25 protein-coding genes are annotated in these 21,553 nt (G+C 65.8%); 15 read left to right on the forward strand and 10 right to left on the reverse strand.

What is annotated here, in order from left to right; genetic code table 11:
* The first annotated feature begins 21 nt into the window (after positions 1–21).
* From flgC to ACQR1E_RS12020, 10 genes are all read left to right on the forward strand, one after another.
* Complete coding sequence (gene flgC / locus ACQR1E_RS11975; RefSeq protein ID WP_315716023.1) at positions 22–447, forward strand: flagellar basal body rod protein FlgC; 426 nt, start codon at positions 22–24, stop codon at positions 445–447.
* 16 nt (positions 448–463) lie between these two features.
* Entirely contained in the window at positions 464–820 is a 357-nt protein-coding gene (fliE, locus tag ACQR1E_RS11980) for a flagellar hook-basal body complex protein FliE (RefSeq protein WP_315716024.1), read from the forward strand.
* Between the two features lie 126 nt (positions 821–946).
* Positions 947–1,210: a flagellar biosynthesis protein FliQ gene (fliQ, locus tag ACQR1E_RS11985; RefSeq protein WP_008965881.1), complete on the forward strand. Its 264-nt coding sequence runs from the start codon at positions 947–949 to the stop codon at positions 1,208–1,210.
* 233 nt (positions 1,211–1,443) lie between these two features.
* Positions 1,444–2,211 carry a flagellar biosynthetic protein FliR gene (gene fliR / locus ACQR1E_RS11990; RefSeq protein WP_315716025.1) on the forward strand — a complete coding sequence of 256 codons (768 nt, stop codon included), beginning with the start codon at positions 1,444–1,446 and terminating at the stop codon, positions 2,209–2,211.
* Between the two features lie 12 nt (positions 2,212–2,223).
* Positions 2,224–3,303 (forward strand): flagellar biosynthesis protein FlhB, encoded by a 1,080-nt coding sequence (gene flhB / locus ACQR1E_RS11995; RefSeq protein ID WP_315753133.1) that lies wholly within the window; start codon positions 2,224–2,226, stop codon positions 3,301–3,303.
* Positions 3,304–3,458: 155 nt separating this feature from the next.
* Positions 3,459–6,026, forward strand: a complete 2,568-nt coding sequence (gene cckA / locus ACQR1E_RS12000; protein WP_434862504.1) for a cell cycle histidine kinase CckA — start codon at positions 3,459–3,461, stop codon at positions 6,024–6,026.
* Positions 6,027–6,193: 167 nt separating this feature from the next.
* Complete coding sequence (locus tag ACQR1E_RS12005) at positions 6,194–7,165, forward strand: Tim44 domain-containing protein (protein ID WP_434897139.1); 972 nt, start codon at positions 6,194–6,196, stop codon at positions 7,163–7,165.
* Between the two features lie 218 nt (positions 7,166–7,383).
* A complete protein-coding gene (locus ACQR1E_RS12010; protein ID WP_315753131.1) occupies positions 7,384–8,088 on the forward strand; it encodes a glutathione S-transferase in 705 nt (234 codons plus the stop codon).
* A gap of 59 nt (positions 8,089–8,147) precedes the next feature.
* Positions 8,148–8,474 (forward strand): ArsR/SmtB family transcription factor, encoded by a 327-nt coding sequence (locus ACQR1E_RS12015; RefSeq protein WP_316167101.1) that lies wholly within the window; start codon positions 8,148–8,150, stop codon positions 8,472–8,474.
* Entirely contained in the window at positions 8,474–8,914 is a 441-nt protein-coding gene (locus ACQR1E_RS12020) for an SRPBCC family protein (RefSeq protein ID WP_316187261.1), read from the forward strand. The genes ACQR1E_RS12015 and ACQR1E_RS12020 overlap by 1 nt, the downstream gene beginning before the upstream one ends.
* Positions 8,915–8,956: 42 nt before the next feature.
* Here ACQR1E_RS12020 and ACQR1E_RS12025 read toward each other — a convergent pair whose 3' ends face one another.
* From ACQR1E_RS12025 to ACQR1E_RS12040, 4 genes are all read right to left on the reverse strand, one after another.
* The gene (locus tag ACQR1E_RS12025; RefSeq protein ID WP_315716033.1) at positions 8,957–9,181 is read right to left on the reverse strand and encodes a hypothetical protein; all 225 of its coding nucleotides are present in this window, start codon (positions 9,179–9,181) and stop codon (positions 8,957–8,959) included.
* Positions 9,182–9,344: 163 nt separating this feature from the next.
* Positions 9,345–9,824: a hypothetical protein gene (locus tag ACQR1E_RS12030; protein ID WP_315716034.1), complete on the reverse strand. Its 480-nt coding sequence runs from the start codon at positions 9,822–9,824 to the stop codon at positions 9,345–9,347.
* A 143-nt stretch (positions 9,825–9,967) separates the two neighbouring features.
* Positions 9,968–10,300 carry a hypothetical protein gene (locus tag ACQR1E_RS12035; protein WP_316187262.1) on the reverse strand — a complete coding sequence of 111 codons (333 nt, stop codon included), beginning with the start codon at positions 10,298–10,300 and terminating at the stop codon, positions 9,968–9,970.
* A gap of 103 nt (positions 10,301–10,403) precedes the next feature.
* Positions 10,404–11,087 (reverse strand): alpha/beta fold hydrolase, encoded by a 684-nt coding sequence (locus ACQR1E_RS12040; RefSeq protein ID WP_315753127.1) that lies wholly within the window; start codon positions 11,085–11,087, stop codon positions 10,404–10,406.
* A 116-nt stretch (positions 11,088–11,203) separates the two neighbouring features.
* Here ACQR1E_RS12040 and ACQR1E_RS12045 point away from each other — a divergent pair, with 116 nt between their 5' ends.
* Positions 11,204–12,859, forward strand: a complete 1,656-nt coding sequence (locus tag ACQR1E_RS12045; protein WP_315828134.1) for a fumarate hydratase — start codon at positions 11,204–11,206, stop codon at positions 12,857–12,859.
* Between the two features lie 418 nt (positions 12,860–13,277).
* On the forward strand, positions 13,278–13,958 hold the full coding sequence (locus ACQR1E_RS12050; protein WP_316225723.1) for a DUF429 domain-containing protein: 681 nt from the start codon (positions 13,278–13,280) through the stop codon (positions 13,956–13,958).
* A gap of 1,191 nt (positions 13,959–15,149) precedes the next feature.
* Here ACQR1E_RS12050 and ACQR1E_RS12055 read toward each other — a convergent pair.
* From ACQR1E_RS12055 to ACQR1E_RS12070, 4 genes are all read right to left on the reverse strand, one after another.
* A complete protein-coding gene (locus ACQR1E_RS12055) occupies positions 15,150–15,446 on the reverse strand; it encodes a hypothetical protein (protein WP_315753123.1) in 297 nt (98 codons plus the stop codon).
* 120 nt (positions 15,447–15,566) lie between these two features.
* Positions 15,567–16,118, reverse strand: coding sequence for a septation protein IspZ (locus tag ACQR1E_RS12060; protein ID WP_315753122.1), 552 nt, complete (start codon positions 16,116–16,118; stop codon positions 15,567–15,569).
* A gap of 25 nt (positions 16,119–16,143) precedes the next feature.
* A complete protein-coding gene (locus ACQR1E_RS12065) occupies positions 16,144–16,728 on the reverse strand; it encodes a hypothetical protein (RefSeq protein WP_315828219.1) in 585 nt (194 codons plus the stop codon).
* Between the two features lie 116 nt (positions 16,729–16,844).
* Complete coding sequence (locus ACQR1E_RS12070) at positions 16,845–18,272, reverse strand: carotenoid oxygenase family protein (RefSeq protein ID WP_434897080.1); 1,428 nt, start codon at positions 18,270–18,272, stop codon at positions 16,845–16,847.
* A gap of 136 nt (positions 18,273–18,408) precedes the next feature.
* Between ACQR1E_RS12070 and ACQR1E_RS12075 the strand changes: the two genes are divergently transcribed.
* A complete protein-coding gene (locus ACQR1E_RS12075) occupies positions 18,409–19,125 on the forward strand; it encodes a TetR/AcrR family transcriptional regulator (RefSeq protein WP_315716048.1) in 717 nt (238 codons plus the stop codon).
* Between the two features lie 45 nt (positions 19,126–19,170).
* A complete protein-coding gene (locus ACQR1E_RS12080; RefSeq protein WP_315716049.1) occupies positions 19,171–19,476 on the forward strand; it encodes a hypothetical protein in 306 nt (101 codons plus the stop codon).
* On the opposite strand, the gene ACQR1E_RS12085 is transcribed toward ACQR1E_RS12080, so the two are convergent.
* The gene (locus ACQR1E_RS12085; protein ID WP_434897081.1) at positions 19,473–20,096 is read right to left on the reverse strand and encodes a hypothetical protein; all 624 of its coding nucleotides are present in this window, start codon (positions 20,094–20,096) and stop codon (positions 19,473–19,475) included. The two genes, ACQR1E_RS12080 and ACQR1E_RS12085, sit on opposite strands and share 4 nt — an antisense overlap.
* A 146-nt stretch (positions 20,097–20,242) precedes the next feature.
* On the opposite strand from ACQR1E_RS12085, the gene ACQR1E_RS12090 reads away from it, so the two are divergent.
* A complete protein-coding gene (locus tag ACQR1E_RS12090) occupies positions 20,243–20,908 on the forward strand; it encodes an SET domain-containing protein (RefSeq protein ID WP_434842008.1) in 666 nt (221 codons plus the stop codon).
* 25 nt (positions 20,909–20,933) lie between these two features.
* On the opposite strand, the gene ACQR1E_RS12095 is transcribed toward ACQR1E_RS12090, so the two are convergent.
* Positions 20,934–21,551: a class I SAM-dependent methyltransferase gene (locus ACQR1E_RS12095; protein WP_316194703.1), complete on the reverse strand. Its 618-nt coding sequence runs from the start codon at positions 21,549–21,551 to the stop codon at positions 20,934–20,936.
* Positions 21,552–21,553: the final 2 nt, after the last annotated feature.

The following is a 21,553-nucleotide window of genomic DNA, read 5'->3' on the forward strand; positions in this document are numbered from 1 at the left end:
TAAGGACAGAGACCGACAAGCATGGCAAACGACTCCAGCGATTTCCTCCGCTCGATGAGCATCGCGACCTCCGGCCTGCGTGCGCAGGCGGGACGTATGCGCGTCATTTCCGAGAACATCGCCAATGCCGATTCGACCGCTGCCAAGGCGGGCGGCGATCCGTATCGCCGCAAGGTCCCGACATTCACCTCGGCACTCGATCGTGCGCTCGACGCCAAGGTGGTGGCACTCGGCAAGGTGGTGCCCGATCAATCGTCGTTCCGCGTCAAATACGACCCCAGTAACCCGGCCGCGGACGCGTCCGGCAATGTCAAGTACCCCAACGTCAATCCGCTCATCGAGATGACCGACATGCGTGATGCGCAGCGGTCCTACGAGGCGAATTTGAACATCATCGGCGCCACGCGCCGCATGATCCAGCGCACGCTCGACATTCTGAAGACCTAGGACAGGAACGAAAGTCATGGCCTCCCCAATCTCCGCAGCGAATGCCTACGCGAATTCCGCGCGCGTGCTCGACACCGGCGGCTCGAGCGGTGCCTTCGGCAGCCTTGGGCGCGTGCGCGACGTGCTCGGTAGCGGCAACGGCGCCGACAAGGGTGGTCCGTCATTCAGCGCGGTGCTGAAGGACGCGATCGGCAGCGTGATGGAGGCCGGACGCAAGTCCGACAGTCAGGCGGTCGCGATGGCCGCGGGCAAGGCAAACGTCATGGATGTCGTCACGGCGGTCGCCGAGACCGACGTCGCGGTGTCGACGCTGGTGTCGGTGCGCGACCGCGTGATCCAGGCCTATGAAGACGTGATGAAGATGACGATCTAGGCGCAGCTCGTGACGCTTCAGGCCGCCACGTGCCTGATGCGCCCAGGGGATTTGCCGTCTGCCGCGACTGCGCGCGATGAGGCGGGTGCCGGACCGGAGCCGATCGACAGTGAGGAACGACAGGACATGACGGGAGCTGAAACGCTCGATGTGGCGCGCGATGCGATCTGGACCATCGTGCTGGTGTCGTCGCCGCTGATGGTGGTCGGCCTCGTGGTTGGCGTGGTCGTCTCGCTGTTCCAGGCGCTGACGCAGATCCAGGAGCAGACGCTGGTGTTCGTGCCGAAGATCATCGCGATCTTCGTGACGCTGCTGCTGGCGCTGCCGTTCATGGCCGATGCGCTGCATTCGCACATGATGCGGATCTCGTCGCGAATCATCGGCGGATGAGGCAATGTCCGGGGCGGCAGGGCAGGCCTGCGTGAGGGCGCTGCGAGCGGTCGTAAGGAGCAGTGCGGGGGGCGCTGCTGCTTTCAGGCGCGCGCGGGCAGCCTTTCGGGCAAGCTCTTCGCAGGCTGCCTCTTCGCAGGTTGCCTCGTCGGAGGCTGTCTCTTCGGAGGCTGTCTCTTCAAAGACCGTCGTGCCGCACCAGCATGCGGTCGAAAGGGCCGTGACGGCGGACGATGCGCATCGATATATCCTTCCTTCCGGCGCTGGCCGCCGTGTTCATGCTGGCCTTCGCGCGCGTCGGCGCCATGGTGATGCTGTTGCCGGGCCTCGGCGAGGTCAACATCCCCGTCCGCATCAAGCTCGCGACCGCGCTGCTGCTCACGATGATCGTGCTGCCGCTGCATCGTCAGGCCTATCAGGTCGACCTGCAGGCGTTGTCGCCGCTCTTGGTGATGATGGTGCACGAGATCGTGATCGGCATCGTGCTCGGCGCGACGGCGCGGGTGACGCTGTCGGCGCTGCAGGTCGCGGGCTCCGTGATCGCGCAGCAGATGGGACTCGGCTTCGTCACCGCGGTGGATCCGACGCAGGGACAGCAGGGCGTCCTGATCGGCAACTTCCTCACCATGCTCGGCGTGACCCTGCTGTTCTCGACCGACAGCCATCATCTGGTGATCGCCGCACTCAGCGACAGCTACAAGATCTTCGCGCCGGGCGAATTGATCCCGAGCGGCGACGTCGCCTCGCTGGCGACCAAGGCGTTTGCCGCGGCGTTCAAGATCGGTCTGCAATTATCGGCGCCGTTCCTGGTGTTCGGCCTGGTCTTCAACATCGGGCTCGGCGTCTTGGCGCGGCTGATGCCGCAGATGCAGGTCTATTTCGTCGGCGCGCCGCTCTCGATCCTGATCGGCTTCCTGATCTTCGCGCTGGTCCTGACCGCGATGATGGGAACGTTTCTCGGCTATTTCGAAGGCGTCATGCACGAGATGATGCCGCGGTGAGGGGGCCGATCGATGTCCGATGAGGCCGATTCCGAAGACAAAACAGAAGACCCGACGCAAAAACGGCTGGACCAGGCGCTCGAACGCGGCGACGTCGTCAAGAGCCAGGAGCTCAACACCTGGTTCGTGATCGCCTCCGCGACCTTGGTGATGTCGACCTTCTCGGGCTCGATCGGCACCGCGGTGCTGGTGCCGATGCGCAACCTGATCGCCAATTCCTGGATGATCCACACCGACGGCGCCGGCCTGCTGGCGCTGGCGCGCAGCCTGTCGTTCGCCGTGATCGCGGCGATCGGCGTGCCGATCCTGATGGTGATGCTGGCGGCGATCGCCGGCAACATGATGCAGCATCGCCTGGTCTGGTCCGGCGAGCCGATGAAGCCGAGCCTGAGCAAGATCTCGCCCTTGGCCGGCGCCAAGCGCCTGTTCGGCAAGCAGGCTGCGGCCAATTTCGCCAAGGGCCTCTTCAAGCTCGTGCTGCTTGGCACGGTCATGGTCATGATCCTGTGGCCGGAGCGGCTGCGCCTCGAATCGCTGCTGCATATGGACGTCAGCGAGCTGCTCGGCGTCACGATCTCGCTGACGACGCATCTGATGGGCTCGGTGGTCGCGCTGCTCGCCCTGGTCGCGATCGGCGACTACCTGTTCCAGTATCGGCAATGGTACGAGCGCCAGAAGATGTCGGTGCAGGAGATGAAGGAGGAGTTCAAGCAGTCGGAAGGCGACCCGCACGTCAAGGGACGCATCCGGCAGATCCGCCAGCAGCGCATGAAGAAGCGCATGATGGCCGCGGTTCCCAAGGCCTCCGTGATCATCACCAACCCGACCCACTACTCGGTCGCGCTGTCCTACGAGCGCGGCATGTCGGCGCCGGTCTGCGTCGCCAAGGGCGTCGACAACATCGCCTTCAAGATCCGGGAGGTGGCCAAGGCGCACGACATCCCGATCGTCGAGAACGTGCCGCTGGCGCGCGCGCTCTATGCCACCGTCGAGATCGACGAGGAGATCCCGGTGGAACATTATCATGCCGTCGCTGAGATCATCGGCTACGTGATGGGGCTGCGGCGCAACCTCTCGGGGCGCCCGCGATGACAACCGATTCGGTCCATGGACGGACCGCAAAATACGGATAAATCATGGAATATCGGCTTGACGGGCTTGCGCTTGACCCGTCGATTCAGGCAGGTGGAAGGGGGAGCCGCGCGAACGGGCTGGGGCTCCCAGCCGACAGGTCGCGTCCCCGAGCCATGAGCGCCGATTCCGACAACGATGGGTTACAGGATCAGGTGAGCCTGCCGGAGCGGCCGCGCCGCAGCGGCAGCATTCTGCTGATCCTGCTGGTGGCGTTCGGCCTCGTCGCGGTCGCGATCGCGCTGATGACGATCGGCCGCGCCCAGGCGCAGCCCTATATTCTCGGCCTGCTGTCGCTGCTCGCCACCGTCGGCCTGTTCAATCTGTTCGCGTTCGCCGCCGGCATCGTCCGCTTCGCCGACAAGTCGACCGACGATCCGGTGTTGGGCGCGATCGCCGATCACGCCTTCGATGGCCTCGCAGTGACCGATCCGCGCGGCCATGTCGTCTACGCCAACGCCGCCTATCTCAACATGACGGGAGCGGCGACCGCGCAGGAGGCGCGTCCCGTCGAGCGTGTCTTCATCGGCAATCCCGATGTCTCCGAAGCGGTGTTCCGCCTGCTCAAGGCGGCGCGCGAGGGCAAGCGGCAGCAGGAAGAGGTACGCATCACCGCGGCCGAAGGCGCGCAGGGGCGCTGGCTTCGCATGCGCGTTCGCCCGCTCGGCCAGACCAAGCGCCACGCCCGCTACGCGGTGTGGTCGATCGCCGACATCACGCGGGATCGCGAGCGCCAGGAGGACGTGTTTCAGGAGCTGCAGCATGCGATCGAATATCTCGACCATGCGCCGTGCGGCTTCTTCTCGGTCAATCCGGAAGGCAGCCTCGTCTACGTCAATGCCACGCTCGCCAACTGGCTCGACTACGATCTCGCCGAGATCGGCTCGGGCGGCCTGAAGCTCGCCGACGTCGTCTCCGGCGACGGCGCGTCGCTGCTGACCTCGATCGTGGCGGTGCCCGGCGAGGTCCGCACCGAGGTGTTCGACATCGACCTGAAGATGCGCGGCGGCAAGACCATGCCGGCGCGGCTCTACCACAAGCTCGCCTTCGGCGCCGACGGCAAGCCGGGCGCCTCGCGCACCCTGGTCATCAGCCGCGCCCGCGACGAGCGCTCCGATCCGGAGCGCGCCGCCGAGGTGCGCTTCATGCGCTTCTTCGACCATACGCCGATGGCAATCGCCACCGTCGACCGCGGCGGCGCCGTGGTCAGGGCCAATGCGCGCTACGCCAAGCTGGCGCAGAGCGTCAGCGGCGACGTGGCCGCGGCGAAATCGATCTTCCGCACCGTCAGCCAGCGCGACCGGCACCTCCTGATCGCCGCGATCAACCAGGCCTCGGAAGGGCAGGCGGACATTCCGCCGGTCGAGGTGATGCTGGAGGGCGCAAAGGAGCGCTTCGGCCAGTTCTTCGTCACCGCCGTCGACGAGGACGAGCGCGAGACCGAGGCCGCAATCGTCTATCTGCTCGAGACCACCGAGCGCCGCGCGCTGGAGAACCAGATCAACCAGTCGCAGAAGATGGAGATGGTCGGCCAGCTCGCCGGCGGCATCGCCCACGACTTCAACAACGTGCTCTCGGCCATCATGATGGCCAACGACTTCCTGCTGAACGCGCACAAGCCGACCGACCCGTCGTTCCAGGACATCATGCAGATCAAGCAGAACGCGACCCGCGCCGCGACGCTGGTGCGGCAGCTGCTCGCGTTCTCGCGCCGCCAGACCCTGCGGCCGCAGGTGCTCGATCTCGGTGACGCACTGTCCGACCTGACGATGCTGTTGCGCCGGCTGATCGGCGAGAAGGTCAAGCTCGACCTGGTTCACGGCCGCGACCTGTGGCCGGTCAAGGTCGACGTCTCGCAGTTCGAGCAGGTGGTCGTGAATCTCGCGGTCAACGCCCGCGATGCGATGCCCGATGGCGGCAAGCTGTCGGTGCGCACCGCCAACGTCTCGGCCGACGAGGTCGCGCAGGCCGCCTACAAGGGCATGCCGGTGGCCGACTACGTCCGCATCGAGATCAGTGACACCGGAACCGGCATTCCGGCCGAGATCCGCGAGAAGATCTTCGAGCCGTTCTTCTCGACCAAGGAGGTCGGCAAGGGCACCGGTCTGGGACTGTCGACCGTCTACGGCATCATCAAGCAGACCGGCGGCTTCATCTACGTCGACAGCGAGGTCGGCAAGGGGACTTCGTTCCAGATCTTCCTGCCGCGGCACATCGTCGTGCCGGAGGTCCAGGCCGAGCCGCACGCGGCCAACGGGGCCGCCAAGGAGCCGGCCGTCGCGGAAGCGTCGAAGCCGCGCGCGGACCTGACCGGGCAGGGCACCATCCTGCTGGTCGAGGACGAGGAGGGCCTGCGGGCGCTGAACGCGCGCGGCCTGCGCTCGCGCGGCTACAGCGTCATCGAGGCGTCGAACGGCGTCGAGGCGATGGAGGCGCTGGACGAGTGCGACGGCGTGCTCGATCTCGTGGTGTCCGACGTCGTGATGCCGGAGATGGACGGGCCGACGCTGCTCAAAGCGATGCGCGAGCGCAATCCGGAGATCAAGATCATCTTCGTCTCGGGCTATGCCGAGGATGCGTTCGAGAAGAGCCTGCCGGAGAACCAGCAGTTCGCGTTCCTGCCGAAGCCCTTCACGCTCAGCCAGCTCGTGGCGGCGGTCAAGGAAACCATGGCGCCGCAATAGGTTACCGGAGTTCCTTGGCAAATTCCTTGGCAAGCCGGCCGGGCGCGTTCATCCCGCGACCCCGCGCCGCAGCCGCGCGGCCTCGTGCCGCCTTCCCTTTTCGCGGGTTGTGCCCATCTTACAGGCATCCCCATTCCGGGGAGTTATGGGAAACACAGATGAGCTTCATGCAGCGCAAAAGCGGCCTCCTCAAGGCGATGGCCGTGGCCCTTTCACTGGCGCTGCCGACGGTGCTCGCCGTCTCGGCGGCCGACGCCCGGATCGGCGGCGGCTCCAGCTCGGGCTCCCGCGGCACGCGTACCTTCTCCGCGCCGCCTCCGACCGCCACCGCGCCGGGATCGGCGTCGCAGTTCAACCGCACCATCACCCAGCCGGGCCAGCCCGGCGGCTTCAACACGGCTGCGCCCTCCCGCGGCGGGCTGTTCGGCGGTCGCGCCGGTGGCCTCCTGGGCGGCCTCGCTGCCGGCTTCCTCGGCGCCGGCCTGTTCGGCATGCTGTTCGGCGGCGGGCTGTTCTCCGGGCTGGGCGGCTTCGCTTCGATCATCGGCCTGATCCTCCAGGTCCTGCTGGTGGTGTTCCTGGTGCGCATGGGGATGGCCTGGTGGCAGCGCCGCAACCAGCCGGCCTATGCCGCCGGCCCGGCGCCGACGCCCACCGACGGCCAGCCGAGCTTGCGCTCGGGCCTCAGCGGCCTTGGTGGTTTCGGTGGCTTCGGCGGTGGCAGCAACACGCCGCCGCTGCAGATCCTGCCGGCCGACTACGAGGCGTTCGAGCGGCTGCTCGGCGAGATCCAGTCCGCCTGGTCGAACGAGGATGTCGGCCGCCTGCGGCTGCTGTCGACGCCCGAGATGGCCTCGTATTTCGAGCGCGATCTCGAGCAGAACCAGGCCCGCGGTGTGGTCAACAAGGTCAGTGCCGTGAAGCTGCTGCAGGGTGACCTCGCCGAAGCCTGGCGCGAGAATGGCGCCGACTATGCCACGGTCGCGATGCGCTTCACCTCGGCCGACAAGACCATCGAGCGCGCCTCGGGCCGCGTGGTCGAGGGCTCCGACCAGCCGCAGGAGGTCACGGAGATCTGGACCTTCCTGCGCCACGCCGGCGCCGATTGGCAGCTGTCGGGAATCCAGCAGGTCAGCTGAGCCTGACTTGAGATCCTCATCAGGCGCCGCGGAGCAATCCGCGGCGCTTTTGCTTGTCAACAATTCCCCCCCCCGCGCGAGCCCGATGGCGGCTGTTCCCGGTCGATCTGACGAGCACCGGCGGTGGCAGGCTGCTATACTGCTTCGCGGCGAACGAACACCGCGTCCGTTACGTCGTCCGAGCCGAACGTGTGGGCGCATCACTGCGAGGATGGCCGATGCGTTACGAGCTCTACTACTGGCCCATGATCCAGGGCCGCGGCGAATATGTGCGTCTCGCGCTGGAGGAGGCGGGCGCCGCCTATCGCGACGTCGCGCGCGAGGACGGCATCGCTACGATGACGGCGATGATGGAGGCGGTCAGCGACACGCCGCCCTTCGCGCCGCCGTTCCTGAGAGCGGGCCGCCGCGTCATCGGCCAGACTGCCAACATCCTGCTGTTTCTCGGCAGCCGCCATGGGCTCGCGCCGAAGGCCGAAGCCGGCCAGCTCTGGGTGCATCAGCTGCAGCTCACCGTGACCGACTTCGTGGTCGAGATCCATGACACGCATCATCCGCTGGGGCCGACGCTGTACTACGAGGACCAGCGCGCGCCGGCCAGGAAGCGCACCGCCGAGTTCTGGAGCGAGCGGGTGCCGAAATTCCTCGGCTATTTCGAGCAGCTCCTATCGAAAAGCGGTGGCGCCTACGTCACCGGGCGCCGGCTCACTTATGTGGACCTGTCGCTGTTCCAGATCGTCGCCGGCCTGCGCTACGCGTTCCCGAAGCGCATGATGGCGTTCGAGCGCAACATCCCGAGCCTCATCGCGCTGCATGACCGCGTCGCCAGCAGGCCCAACATATCAGCCTATCTCGGCAGCGAGCGCCGCATCGCCTTCAACGAGGACGGCATCTTCCGCCACTACAAGGCGCTGGATGCGTGAGGCGAGGCTCCGCGGCGCCACCCGTTGACAATGTATAAGCGTTTGCTTATACATTCCTTATGACCGTCGAAGCCCAGTTGACATCCGTCATGAAGACGCTTGCCGACCCGACGCGGCGGGCCGTGTTCGAGCGCATCGCGCGCGAGGGGGAGGTGGCGGCCACCGGCCTGGTGCAGGGCTCGCGGGTATCGCAGCCGGCGATCTCACAGCATCTCAAGGCGCTGCGCGACGCCGGGCTGGTCAGCGAACGGCGCGACGGCCGCCACAACTACTACAGCGTCGCGCCAAAAGGGCTGGCGCCGCTGGTCGACTGGCTCGGTCACTACCGCGCATTCTGGCATGAGCGCATTGCCGGCCTCGAGGCACTGTTGAAGGAGACCGAGTGATGGGTGAGGCGCATGCGATCGTGGTGGAGAAGCATCTGCCCCATTCGCCCGACAAGATCTGGCGCACGCTGACCACGAGCGACCTGATCGCGAAATGGTTGATGCCGAACGACTTCGTCGCGGCCACCGGTCATCGCTTCACCTTCCGCACCGAGCCGGTGGGCGACTGGGATGGCGTCGTTCATTGCGAGGTGCTCGCCTGTGAGCCGCCGCATCTGCTGAGCTATTCCTGGAAGGGCGGTTCGGACTCCAATCCGGCCCACGGCTTACGGCTCGACAGCGTCGTGACCTGGACGTTGACGCCGGCCGAGGGCGGCACGCATCTGCGGATGGTCCATGACGGCTTCGTCTTCCCGGGCAACAAGTTTCAGTTCGACATCATGGGACAGGGGTGGAGTCGTATCGGCGATGCCATCACACGTATAGCGGCGGATGCCTGAGGCGCCGCCGCTATACGAAGTTGGCCTGAGGGTGTGGGATCGTCAGGCGAGAATGTCGACGCGGGTGCCCTGGCCGGGCGGCAGCGGCGGACGCGAGGCCTGCTTCTCCGCGGCCGCCTCGTCGCCGGTCTTGGCGGGATTGACGGCCTGGCTCTGCTGCGTCTGGTTCCGCGCCTGCGTGTCTTGGGTCTGCGGCTTGGTCGTCTCGGTCGAGATCGGCGGCGGTGAAGGCGGCGGCGATGACGACGAAACGCTCGAAACGGACATGGTCCAGCTCCTCGCTTGGTGTTGCGACAAGCGTGGCCATCGCTCACGAAAACTTCGTCAATCAGATCGTTCGAATTGTCTGCAACTGTCGGTGGCGCGGCGAATAGTGAACGGGTCGCTGCCGCCGGCGCAGAAACCGCAAGGCTGTTGCGTCACCCCCGGCCTATTGGTCCTTGCTGCGGCTGATCGTGATCGAGGACTCGGTCTTGGTTCGGGCGCAGCGCATGTCGAGCCGGCGGTAGCGGCTGGCGACGTCGTCGCCGCGGAAGATCCCGAGCCGGCGGTAACAGCGTGTGACGCCGCGCTGCATGTCGTCCTTCGGCAAGGTGAACACGATCGCCGCCGCGCTCGCCATCAGCTCGATGAAGGCCGGCGTCGGCTTGCGCTCGGATTTTCCGAACAATTGATTGCTGACGTTCTTCGATGAGCAGCCGAGCGTGATCTCGCGCGCCTTGGGATGGGCGAGATAGACGGTGCCCGCCGCGGTCTGTCCGATCCGGACGCCGTCGATGCCGTTCTTCAATTCCTTGGCGAGGTCGTCACAGCGATCCGCTTGCGCGGCCTGCGGCAGCAGCGCGCTGCTCAACGCAACGAGAAAAACAAAACCGGCCAAGCGGCCAAATGAGCAAAGCGATGACTGCATTCCAAATACCCCCGCGCCATTGAAGCCTGCGCGCGGAGGTCATGCAAGCGCGATGCGCCGCGGCCGCACAAGATCGTCGGCCGACGTGACCGCGTGTTGACGGGCCGCGGTCACCTGCCGGCGGCAGCGGCGCGATCGCTTCGTCAGAACCAGCAGCGGCCCGGATGCGACAGCGATACGCCCGCGGCGCGGCGCTCGCAGTCGTTGCCGTAGGTCTGGAAGTTGCAGCCGCACACCGGCATGTAGATGCGATTGCAGAACGTCGGCTTTCGGCGGCAGACACCCATCATGTCGAACCGGCCACACTGGCCGGCCGGGAATTCGCAATAAAGACCGGCATTGCAAGGGATGCCGGCAAATCCGCCGCACGCACGACCGGGACCGACCGCGCCGGCGCTGCCGGGGGCCAAGGTGGTCAGGGCAAAGGTGATCAGGGCAAGAGCAATTGTGATGGCAACGAAGAGACCTCGTTTCATGACGCCTCCAGGAGGAAAATGAATACGTCAACAATCTAAGGTTACATAATTCGGCGACGGATCGCAATTGATCTCGCCGTACGACATTGCGCCGGTCGCGGCGTCATGTTGCGGCGACCTCGCGGGCCGTCTCGATCAGCAGGTCGAACGTCTCGTCGGGTGCGTGCTGCACGACATCGTGCCCGCACGCAAATGCGTGCACGCGCCACGCGGGATCGTTGCGCAGCCGCTCATATTGCGCGGTGAACGGCGTCGCGCTCCATCCGCTGGCGTAGACGAAGGTGCGCTGCAGAGCCGCCGGCGCCGGACTGTGGAGCTTCAGGGCCTGGATGAAGGTCCCGAGCGGATGCGGCCGGCGGCGCGGATCGGAGCCTTCGCGCGGCAGCGCCGTCAGCCCGTCATGCCCGGCACGTTCGATCACGAACCGGCGATACGCATCACCGGCGAGATCCCACCATGACTGGCCGTTCTCGGGTGCGAAGGCATCGAGATAGATCAGTGCGGCGAGCCTTTCCGGCACGCGGTCGGCGACGCCGGTCGCGACCATGCCGCCATAGCTGTGCGCGCACAGGATGACCTCGGACAGGTCCTCGATCGTCAGCAGATCAATGACGTCAGCGATGTGGGTGTCGAGATTGACGGCATGGGCGGCGCGGGCCGGTGTCTGCTCCAATCCACTCAAGGTCACCGCATAGGCGTCATGGCCGGCCTGCTGGAGCCTGGCCGAGAGCGCAGCGTACATCCAGCCGCCGTGCCAACCTCCTGGAATCAGGACAAAACTTGCCATGATCGTACCCCTCTGCCGCTGTGCCGAGACATGTCTTGCAAGGCTTCCGACGGGTAGCGTATCAGACCTGTCAAGACCGCTTTGGGCGGCCATCTTTAGAACCCCACGAGCTCGCCATGAACGCGCCGACCGCCTTCCCCGACCAGTCCAAGCCCGTCCCGCCCTACAAGCACACGCCGCTGTTTCCGCTCGGGCCGGACACCACGCCCTACAAGAAGATCACCACCGACGGCGTGCGGGTCGAGAAGGTCTTGGGCCGCGACATGCTGGTGGTGTCGCGGGAGGCGCTGCGGACCTTGTCGGAAGCCGCGTTCGGCGAGATCAACCACTTTCTGCGTCCCGGCCATCTGAAGCAGCTGCGCAGCATCCTGGAGGATCCGGAGGCCAGCCCCAACGACAAGTTCGTCGCGCTCGACTTCCTGAAGAACGCCAACATCTCCGCCGGCGGCGTGCTGCCGATGTGCCAGGATACCGGCACCGCGATCATCATGGGCAAGAAGGGCTGCAACGTCATCACCGATGGCGACGACGAGGCGGCGCTGTCGCAAGGCGCGCGTGACGCTTATCTGCGCCGCAACCTGCGCTACTCGCAGGTCGCTCCGCTGTCGATGTACGAGGAGAAGAACACCGCCAACAACATGCCGGCGCAGACCGAGATCTATGCCGAGGGCGAGGACGCCTACAAGTTCATGTTCATGGCCAAGGGTGGCGGCTCGGCCAACAAGAGTTTTCTGTTCCAGGCGACGCCCTCGGTGCTCACCAAGGACCGGCTGCTGGCGTTCCTGAAGGAGAAGATCCTGACGCTGGGCACCGCGGCGTGCCCGCCTTATCACCTCGCCATCGTGATCGGCGGCACCTCGGCCGAGCTGTGCATGAAGACGGTGAAGCTGGCGTCTGCGCGTTATCTCGACGCGCTGCCGACCCAGGGCTCCCCGGATGGCAATGCCTTCCGCGACCTGGAGATGGAGCAGGAAATCCACAAGATGACGCAGTCGCTCGGCGTCGGCGCGCAGTTCGGCGGCAAGTATTTCTGCCATGACGTCCGCGTCATCCGCATGCCGCGCCACGGCGCGTCGTTGCCGATCGGTCTCGGCGTGTCGTGCTCGGCCGACCGCCAGGTGCTCGGCAAGATCACCAGGGACGGCGTCTATCTCGAGGAGCTCGAGCATCATCCGGCGCAGTATCTGCCGGAGGTCGAGCAGGCGCTTGGCGGCGAGGTCGTGAAGATCGACTTGAACCAGCCGATGAAGGACATCCTCGCCACTCTGTCGAAGAACCCGATCAAGACGAGGCTGTCGCTGACCGGCACCATGATCGTCGCGCGCGACGCGGCGCATGCCAAGCTGCGCGAGCGCCTCGATCGCGGCGAGCCCCTGCCGGACTACTTCAAGAACCATCCGGTCTACTACGCCGGCCCCGCCAAGACCCCCGAAGGCTACGCCTCCGGCGCGTTCGGTCCGACCACCGCGGGCCGCATGGATTCCTTCGTCGACCAGTTTCAGGCGGCCGGCGGCTCGATGGTGATGGTCGCCAAGGGCAACCGCGCGCCGGCGGTGCGCGAGGCCTGCAAGAAGCACGGTGGCTTCTATCTCGGCTCGATCGGCGGCGCCGCGGCCAACCTCGCCGAGCACTGCATCAAGAAGGTCGAGGTCGTCGAATATCCCGAGCTCGGCATGGAAGCCATCTGGCGCATCGAAGTGGTGGACTTCCCGGCCTTCATCATCATCGACGACAAGGGCAACGACTTCTTCAAGGAGCTGAACCTCGGCTGAGGTGAGCCGGGCGTGATGTTTGTTGCGGCGGCCGGGAGCGATCCCGGCCGTTGGCGTATGGGGGAGGCCCATCTCGCCTGAGCGCGTAGAGTGGCAACCGAATTCGCACGCCGACGGTGCGCTCCCCTCCCCCTTGCGGGGAGGGGTTGGGGGTGGGGTCCACGAGTCGCGCTCTATCTGATGGGCGAGGAAACGCAGCGCGATGCGACCTCGCTCTCTCGATAGTTTGGTGGTTGATGTGTGTGCGCGCCCATAGCGTTCAGCGCCCGGAGACCCCCACCCCCGACCCCTCCCCGCAAGGGGGAAGGGAGCTCACTGCTGTTGTGGGGCCAGCTCGGCTCCGACTACCGTGGGGCTCAGCGTGCGTTCGTGGCAAGAGGAGCACGATGCTGAACGAAGCAACTGGTAGTCTGATGTAATGCACGCCAACCGCATCATCGGTCTCGACGGCTTCTCCCGCGGCTGGGTCGCGGTGTCGATTGCAGGCGACCGGCGCGACATCGCCTTTCCCGCCGACGTTTCGACGGCACTATCGGCTCCTTTTACCCGCGCCGCGATCGACATCCCGATCGGCATGACCGACGACGGCGAGCGCACCTGTGACCGGCTCGCGCGCGACAAGCTCGCGCCGCATCGCTCCCGCGTCTTCACCGGCGCGCGACGCTGGCTGTGGCAGGACTACACCGATCCAGACGAGGCGAACATCGAGGCGTCGCGGCGCGGGCAGACGCGCGCCTCGCGTCAGCTCTGGCATCTCGGCCGCAAGATCATGGAGGTCGACGCCTTCGTCCGTGCGCATCGCGACCGCGACATCCGCGAGGCCCATCCCGAACTGGTGTTCCTGCGCCTCCACGGCGCGCCGTTGCCGTCGAAGAAGACGGAACATGGCGCCAGGCTGCGGCGCGACTTGTTAGTTTCTGCAGGCTTCGCCGCCATCGACGACTGGATGACCCGCGCCCGCATCGGTACCGGTGCCAAGCCCGACGACGTCCTCGACGCCTGCGCGGTCGCGCTGGCCGCTCGCGACTGCGCGGGCTGCGTACCGGAAGAAGCTGCGCCGCGCGACGCGCATGGCGTGCCGATGCAGGTCTGGTTTTGAGGGGCGGCCCGGCCAAGTTTTTCCCACATCTGCTTCAGCGCGGAGGGCTGGCGTACATGGGGTAAGCGATCAACGGACGGGTTTCCGCTTATCCCTGCATAGGGCTAGGCCGTCGAGTTTCGCGGCGGTACCGGAAAGTAGTACCGAAAGAAGTAAGAGATATCTCATTGTAGTTCCAATGAAGCAGGTTGGACTATGATTACCCAATTCCTAGCTCGAATGTGAGTTAGGTGATCCAATCAGATTCCGATCGCGACCGCAACGATGACTGCTTGAGCCATTGCGGCAGCCGTAGCGATGGATATAGGAAGTCCCCGCCTCACGGTTGATGGCTTCGATGCCTGCCAGGGGGCGAAATACAAACAAGTGCGCGCACTGTCCCGCTGGCCGGACCTCAATGAGGGGGCGCGGCTTCCGTGACGGGCCATCGGCCAATGTTCGATCCGATTCCAAGGAGCAGATTCTAAAAAAAATAAATCACTTGTTATTTTTCCGAAATCGTGATTTTATCTCGCCATCCCGCCTCACTGCGGAGGGGCGTTGCGCGCGATCGTCACGACACGCGAGGCGGGGAGGCGATGGCCGCGATGGAGCCGCAGCGTGTCTTCGGATACGCGGACGAACGGCTTGGCGCGGACGCGAAGTCGCAGCGTCCTGACACCCCGAAGCTGGTGTCACGTTCGTGCGGTGCTGAGCGCATCGCGCGGATCATGGTGGCCAACAAGCCGGCGCACCAGGGAGACTGCGTATAAGCGTGAAGCCATCGCGCAGGGAAGGCCGGGCGTTTCCGGCTGCACCTGTGGTACCTGCCGCCTGCATTTCTTTCGCAGGCGGGCCGCAGGCGTCAGCCGACGCCTGGCCTTCCCTGCGCCCTCTGCATTTTGAAGAGGGACATGCCGATGCATCCCTCGGGCGTTATCAGCCGCGAGGCTGCGTCCGCTTGTCCGGGCTGTTTGAGATGTGAAGCGGGACTGCTGCGATTAAAAAATCGGTGTCGTCCCGGGCAAGCCACGAGCGCGCGACAGCGCGATCGCGGCGCCGACCCGGGACCCATACGCCGCGGCCGTCGTGACGGGCGAAAAGCCAATTGCCAGCGTGCCTCGAACCACTCCCTGGGGGTATGGGTCCCCGCTTTCGCGGGGACGACAGCGGAGAGTGTCGATGCGACGCATCCACGCAAAAGAATAGCGCTCAGCCCCGCGCGCCGGTGAACGGGAAGCTGCCCATGAAGCCGATGCCCATCTCGCCGGAGATGGTGTCGCCGGCGACCTTGCCCTTGAAATCCAGCGTCAGCGGCATCGGGCTGGTGATGGAGACCTTCCAGGCGACGTCGTCGCCGTTGACGGTGCCGTCGAAGATCTCGGCGGAATCGCCTTCCGCGGCCTGGGTCCCCGTCAGCGTCGCGCCCGAGCTCTTCAGGCTCAGGGTCGCGCTGCGCTCGCCCATGGGCGTGTTCAAGGTCAGATTCCAGTTGCCGTCCACAGCCATCGATCGTTCTCCTGGCATTGCGATTTTGCGGACCTCGAGGCAACGACCTCGAGGATGCGTTCGGCCGCCCCTATAGCGCATCTTTGCGCGTAAGCCCATTGCGGCGATCGGATGCAGCGATCAGGCCCGCGCCGCCCTGAGGCGGTTGGCGACCACGAAGCGGAAGGCCATGAACTGCAGCGCGAAGGCCGCGACCTTGGCGCCGCCCGCGACCACGGTGATGTAGAGCACCCACAGCTTGATGTCGCCGGTCATGGCGACCGCGATCGTGCCGAGACCGAGCGCGAACATCAGCGCCGCCCAGGCATAGCCGGCGATGGTGACGTATTCCGGAATGGTCTCCGACACGATCGGCGGCACGTAGCGCAGCATCCAGCCGCGCTTGAGCATGATCAGCCCGATGGCGAAATGGCCGATCGCGGGCTTGGCGAACATGAAGCGGGGGTCATTGGTCAGCAGCGTCACGCCGCCGAGCACGATGACGAGGCCGACGCTGGCATAGGCCATGAAGCTGAGGTTCACGCCCCTGATGCGCGCCCAGACCACCTGCACCACGGCGACGGCGACCGCGGCGGCGGTGGCCAGCACGACATCATCGGTTGCGATGTACAGGATGAAGAACACCGCGGCCGACAGGAAGTCGGCAATCAGCTTGGCAAACACGATTTTCACGCACGTCTCCTGGAGCAGACCCCGGTCACGAATCTTGGCCGGACATTGCGGCGGCAGTCTGCGCTGCCACGTCCTTTGTTCGGCGGTAGTCAGGATACCAGCGCGTGAAATAAAGTGCACTATTGCGGGCGGCAAAGGCGATGGCGAGGCCGGTCCAATAGGGCAGGCCCGGCACGTAGAGCGTCATCAGGTTGCCGACGATCATCAGCAGCGCCGACACGGTCCAGGCGCCGGTGATGACGTAATTGGCGCGCAGGAAGCCCGGAATCGCCGCGGTTTCCGGCGGTACGGCCTCGAGCGCATATTGCAGCGTGAACGGCGCGCGCAGCAGCATCGAGCCGAGCGACAGTGCGAAAATGCCGCAGTCGACCGCAAGACGCACCGCGGATGCGCTGAGGGTCGGATCGATGAGGCCGAGGTAGGCGGCTACGCTTGCGAACACGATCGCCGAGCCCAGGCCGAGAATCTTGATCGAGCGTCCCTTGACGACGTCGACCGCGACAACGACCAGGCACATCGCCGTGGCCACGGCCAAGCTGAGCGTGGCCGAGACCACCATCATCAGCGCCGCGTAGACGCCGTAGGGCGCAAGGATGAGGAAGATCGTCATAGAACTCGCCGGCCAATCTTTACACTGCCAAGATTAGTAGGATCCCGGCGGAACCGGGTCAAGCAAATCTTGACAATGTCAAAATTTTGTGAAGCAACATATTTAGCTAAGCTTTATCAATGACTTGCTTCGTTTGCGCCGACCCAATTGCCGTGGAAGCCATCGGGCACGCGGTGGCCGAGATGAACCAGGGCCACCGGACCGCCGCCGATGTCGGTGGCGTTGAACACGGCGAGGTCGCTGGTGTTGGAGCCGGCACGCCAGACCACGGTCAGCAGCCAGCCGTCGCCCTCGGCGGCATCGCGGCTGCGCGGCACGAATACCGGCTCGGACAGGGTGTCGCCGGCGGGCAGCAGATGCGTCGCGTGGCGCGTGCCGGCGCCGTCGACATGGACGAGGCCGGACAGCGCCCCGAACAGCGGGCCGTCCGGATTGGCGCAGGCGTACCAGCCATGGCCGTTCTTGAGCCCGGCGCGGCGGTCGTCGATGCGGGGGAATTCACCGGTGAGGTCGTCGAGATAGCTCTGGGTGAAACGGTCGGTGTTGCCGGCGAGATCGAAGCTCCAGCGGCACAGCCGCGCGACCGACTTGGCCGGATCGGTCGGACGTCCGTCGGGATGCGGAAACAGCGGCGCTTCCTCGAACTGCATGACGTCGGCAATGATCCGGCTGCCGTCCTCCCAGGCATTCATGATGTGGAAGACGTAGCAGGCGTCACCGCGAAACCAGACGATGTCCTTGATGTCGCCGCTGCGCTTCATCACACCGACATAGGCGCCCTTGTCGGGCTCCCAGGCATAAGGCGGCTTGCCGGACATTGCGCGCTCGATGCTGCCGGTGAGCGGCAGGATTGGAAACAGCACGTGATTGGCCGTGACGATGAAGTCGTGCACCATGCTGGCATAGGGCGCCTCGAAACGATTGAGACGCGTCAGCTTGCCGGCCGCATCGACCGTGCCGTAGGACAGCGCCGGCGTCAGCGGACCGGCGGCGTTGTAGCCGAAGAACAGCAATTCGCCGGTGACCGGATCGGTCTTCGGATGCGCGGTGAAGGCGCCGCGCAGGCGGCCGCCGAAATCGTGATAGCCGCGGGTGGCGAGCGTGCCGGGCTCGATCTCGGTCGGCAGATGCGCCTCTTCGAGCGCGAGCAGGCGGCCGGCATGGGCGATGATGTTGGTGTTGGCAACGCCGCCATCGGTGACCTCGGCTGGCGCGTCCGGCAGCCTGCGGCCGAAGCCGCCGAACAGCGCGCGCCCCGCGCGGCGCTCGGCCTCGAATTTCGGGGTGCGGATCCAGCGGTTGCGATAGGACGCGCGGCCGTTCTCCAGATGGAACGCGTGCAGCATGCCGTCGCCGACGAACCAGTGCGAACCCGGCGAGTCGAATTGCGGATTGGGGCCGTTGCGATAGAGCGTGCCGTTCAGCTCACGTGGCAGTTCGCCGGTGACGTTCAGGAACGGCGCGTCGCATTCGAACGGGATCGGCGCGATGTTGTCGCGCGGTGTGGGGCGCTGGCGGGCTGTGTCGTGCAACGGTCCGTTCATCGACTGTCCATTCATGGCGCTTCCTTCCCCTTGCATCCGGCTTTATCTTTACGATGTAAAGATAAGGCTACCGGCCGAGCGCCTGCAGGTCAAGGCTAATCTTTACGCTGTCAAAATTGCTTGTATAAGGAGAGGCATGACGAAGATCGAACAGGCAAGACTGAGCAGGCACCGGACGGCTACGGCGGTGGCCCGGACGCGGTCGCGCCGCGCGGTGAGCGCGGGCGAGCCGGCGGCGCCCTATCATCACGGCGCGCTGCGCGATGCGCTACTCGAAGCGGCCGAGCGCGTGCTGGAGCGCGACGGGCTGGCCGGACTCACCTTGCGCGCGGTGGCGCGCGAGGCCGGCGTGTCGCATGCGGCGCCGACGCATCATTTCGGCGATCTCACCGGGCTGGTCAGCGAGCTCGCGGCGATCGGCTTCACGCGGTTCAATGCGGCGATGAAAGCGGCCGGCGAGCAGCCCGGCACGCCGATCGAGCGGGCGATGGCGCGGGCCCGCGCGTATGTCGCCTACGCACAGGCCAATCCCGGCATGTACGGACTGATGTTCCGCACCGAGCGTCTGGATTATTCGCGCCCTTCGCTGCACGAGGCCGCGGAAGCCTCGTTTGCCGGACTCGCGGGGTCGGTCGCCGCGCGCAGCGAAGGCCCGGTCGGTGACGAGGAATTGTCGCTCGATCAGTCGGCGGCGATCGCCCGCGCCTGGTCGCTGGTGCATGGCTACACGATGCTGCTGCTCGACGGCCGCCTTGCCGACATTCTGCGCCGTTCGCCGCCGGGCACCACGGCCGAATCGCTGCTGGAGGCGATGCTCCGGGCCACCGTGCCGAAGCTGCCGCCGGGCGCGTAGTTCGACACACCGGAAACCGGGTAGGGGATCGTGCGTTGGCAACGCATGGCACGAACCCCACGCGCTCCCTGGAGCAAGGCCAATCCGCGCAAGCGCGCCGGCAAGGCCTCCGCCCGTCTCACCCCGGCCGAAAAGGCGGCGGCCAAGGCCCGCGCCCGTCGGGCCGGGCGGCGCTATCCCAACCTGGTCGACAATATGCGCGTCGCGGCCAGGAAGGCGGCAAAGACCAAGACCAGTGGCCGCAAGCGGGCGGCGAAATCGAAGACCGGGAAGGGCGCATCGAAGACGGCGAGCAGGCGCACATCCGCCGTGCGCAAGACCGCAAAGTCCGGACGGAAGTCGGCGCGCTAATTGGGCGGCAACGCCAGATCGACGGCCCGGCCGCGCGCGCCGACGATCTTCACCCTGTCCTTGCCGCAGGCAAAGCCTCGCGCCGTCTGGTCAGCCGCCTGCCGCGCCAGTTCGTTGGCATTGGAGTTGGCGGCAGCGTCGACATAGGCGACGTGGCACACCGGTCCGGGCGGCAGCCGGGTCACCACCAGCATCGGCTTGTCCTTCGGCCCCTTGCTGCCTTGATCGTCGTTGTCGGCGATCTGCCAGCGCTGGATGATCGCGAACGGCTTGCCGTCAGCCAGCCTCCATTCGACAGCGTTGCCGGCGGAGTTGAACGGTCCGAACCAGGTCTGAGCAGCCGGCTCCTTGGCGGCCGCGCGGACATTGCGCCCCACAGACACGGTCTGGCGAAGATCGCCTTCGTTGACGAGCAGGATCAGGCCGTCCTTGCCAGGGCAGGTCTGAGTCGAGCTGTCATCCTCCTGCTTGCCGCCGATGGTGCGGCAGTCCTTGGCGGCGGCCGATGTATAGGCGCTGGCGATGGTCTCTGCAGCCGCCTGTCCGATCCACGCCGTGCAGAGCATCAATGCGACACCGATTCGTCGCGCCACGACGCGATGTGGGAGGAATTCGGACATGCGAGGGCCCCTGATGACCGGAATTCGTCCCTGCCCAGGACGCTGCAAACTGGGGACGGCGCGAAACGGCGGCGGGAAACACCTGACATCGTCGCGAATTTATCCTAGAACGGCGGCCTCGCGAGGTCCATGTCTTCTCATCACTCATGCCTGTCATTCCGCAATCCAAACCCTATCGCATCGGCCGCTCCAAGACGGGGCTTGGTCTGTTCGCCACCCAGCCGATCAAGAAGGGTACCAAGATCATCCGCTATTTCGGTCCGCTTTTGGATTCGAAGAAGGCGGACGAGGACGCGATCGAGAACAAATATCTGTTCGAGCTCGACAAGCGCTGGACCATCGACGGCTCGATCCGAGAGAACGTCGCCCGCTACATCAATCATTCCTGCAAGCCGAACGCCGAGTCCGACGTCAAGCCGCGCAAGAAGAAGATCTTCATCCGGGCGATCAAGAACATCGAGCCCGGCGAGGAGATCAACTACGACTACGGCACGGACTACTTCAAAGCCTATCTGAAGCCGATCGGCTGCAAATGCGACGCCTGCGAGAAGAAGCGGGCCAAGAAGAAGGCCGAGGCGCGCGCCGAGCGGACGCGGGTGAAGGCGAAGGACGTGCGCAAGGCCGAGAAGAAGGCGAAGAAAAAGGCCGAGAAGCTCGTCAAGGACAAGGCCAAGCAGCGGCCCAAGGCCAGAGCCCAATCGGGCGAGGCGGCTCGCGGCAAAGCCAAGACCCGGCGGCCGGCTGCCGGCAATCGTGGCAGGACCAAATCCACCCCGGCGAAGACGCAGACCAGCCGCGCCAAGGCGGCCTGATCCGATCGGCTCGTGTCCGGATCTCTCAGGACGGCTTCCCGAAGGCCAGCGTCGTCCAGGTGACGCCGGCCGCCCGGTTCTCCGCGCCGAGCGACTCGCCATGCCGGTTGAGCTGGAGCGTCAGCCCGAGCTGCCGCGCGGGCTCGACGATCGTCTCGGCCGCGATCTCGAACATCCGGCGGCCCGGCGGCACCGGACCATGCCGCAACGTCATGATCAGCAGTCCGCCGGGAGCAATCCGCGCCGCGATGTTGGGAAGCGCGCGTCGCCGCTGTGCCTCATCGAGATGCATCAGGACGGCGGTCAGCATGACGAGGTCGAACTGCTCGCCACGAGCGGCCAGTGCGGCGAGCTCCGGAAGGCTGTCGTCGATCCAGGTGATCGCCGGCGAGGCATGCAGTTGCATGGCGCCGACGCGCAGTGCTTCGGTCGGCTCGACGGCCACCACCTGATGTCCAAGGCCCGCGAACCAGGCGGCGTCGCGGCCCGTGCCCGCGCCGATGTCGAGCACGCGCGCGGGCGCGTTGGGCAGCAGATGAAGCACGGCGGCATGGACCTGTTCCGACGGGATGCTCTCGTAGCGCAGGAAGAGATCCTCGGCCTCGGTGGCGTAGCCTTCCGTTCCGATCACCTGAGGCTGCATCG

It is taken from the genome of Bradyrhizobium sp. HKCCYLRH1030, from assembly GCF_051168395.1.
In the GTDB taxonomy this organism is placed as follows: Bacteria; Pseudomonadota; Alphaproteobacteria; order Rhizobiales; family Xanthobacteraceae; genus Bradyrhizobium.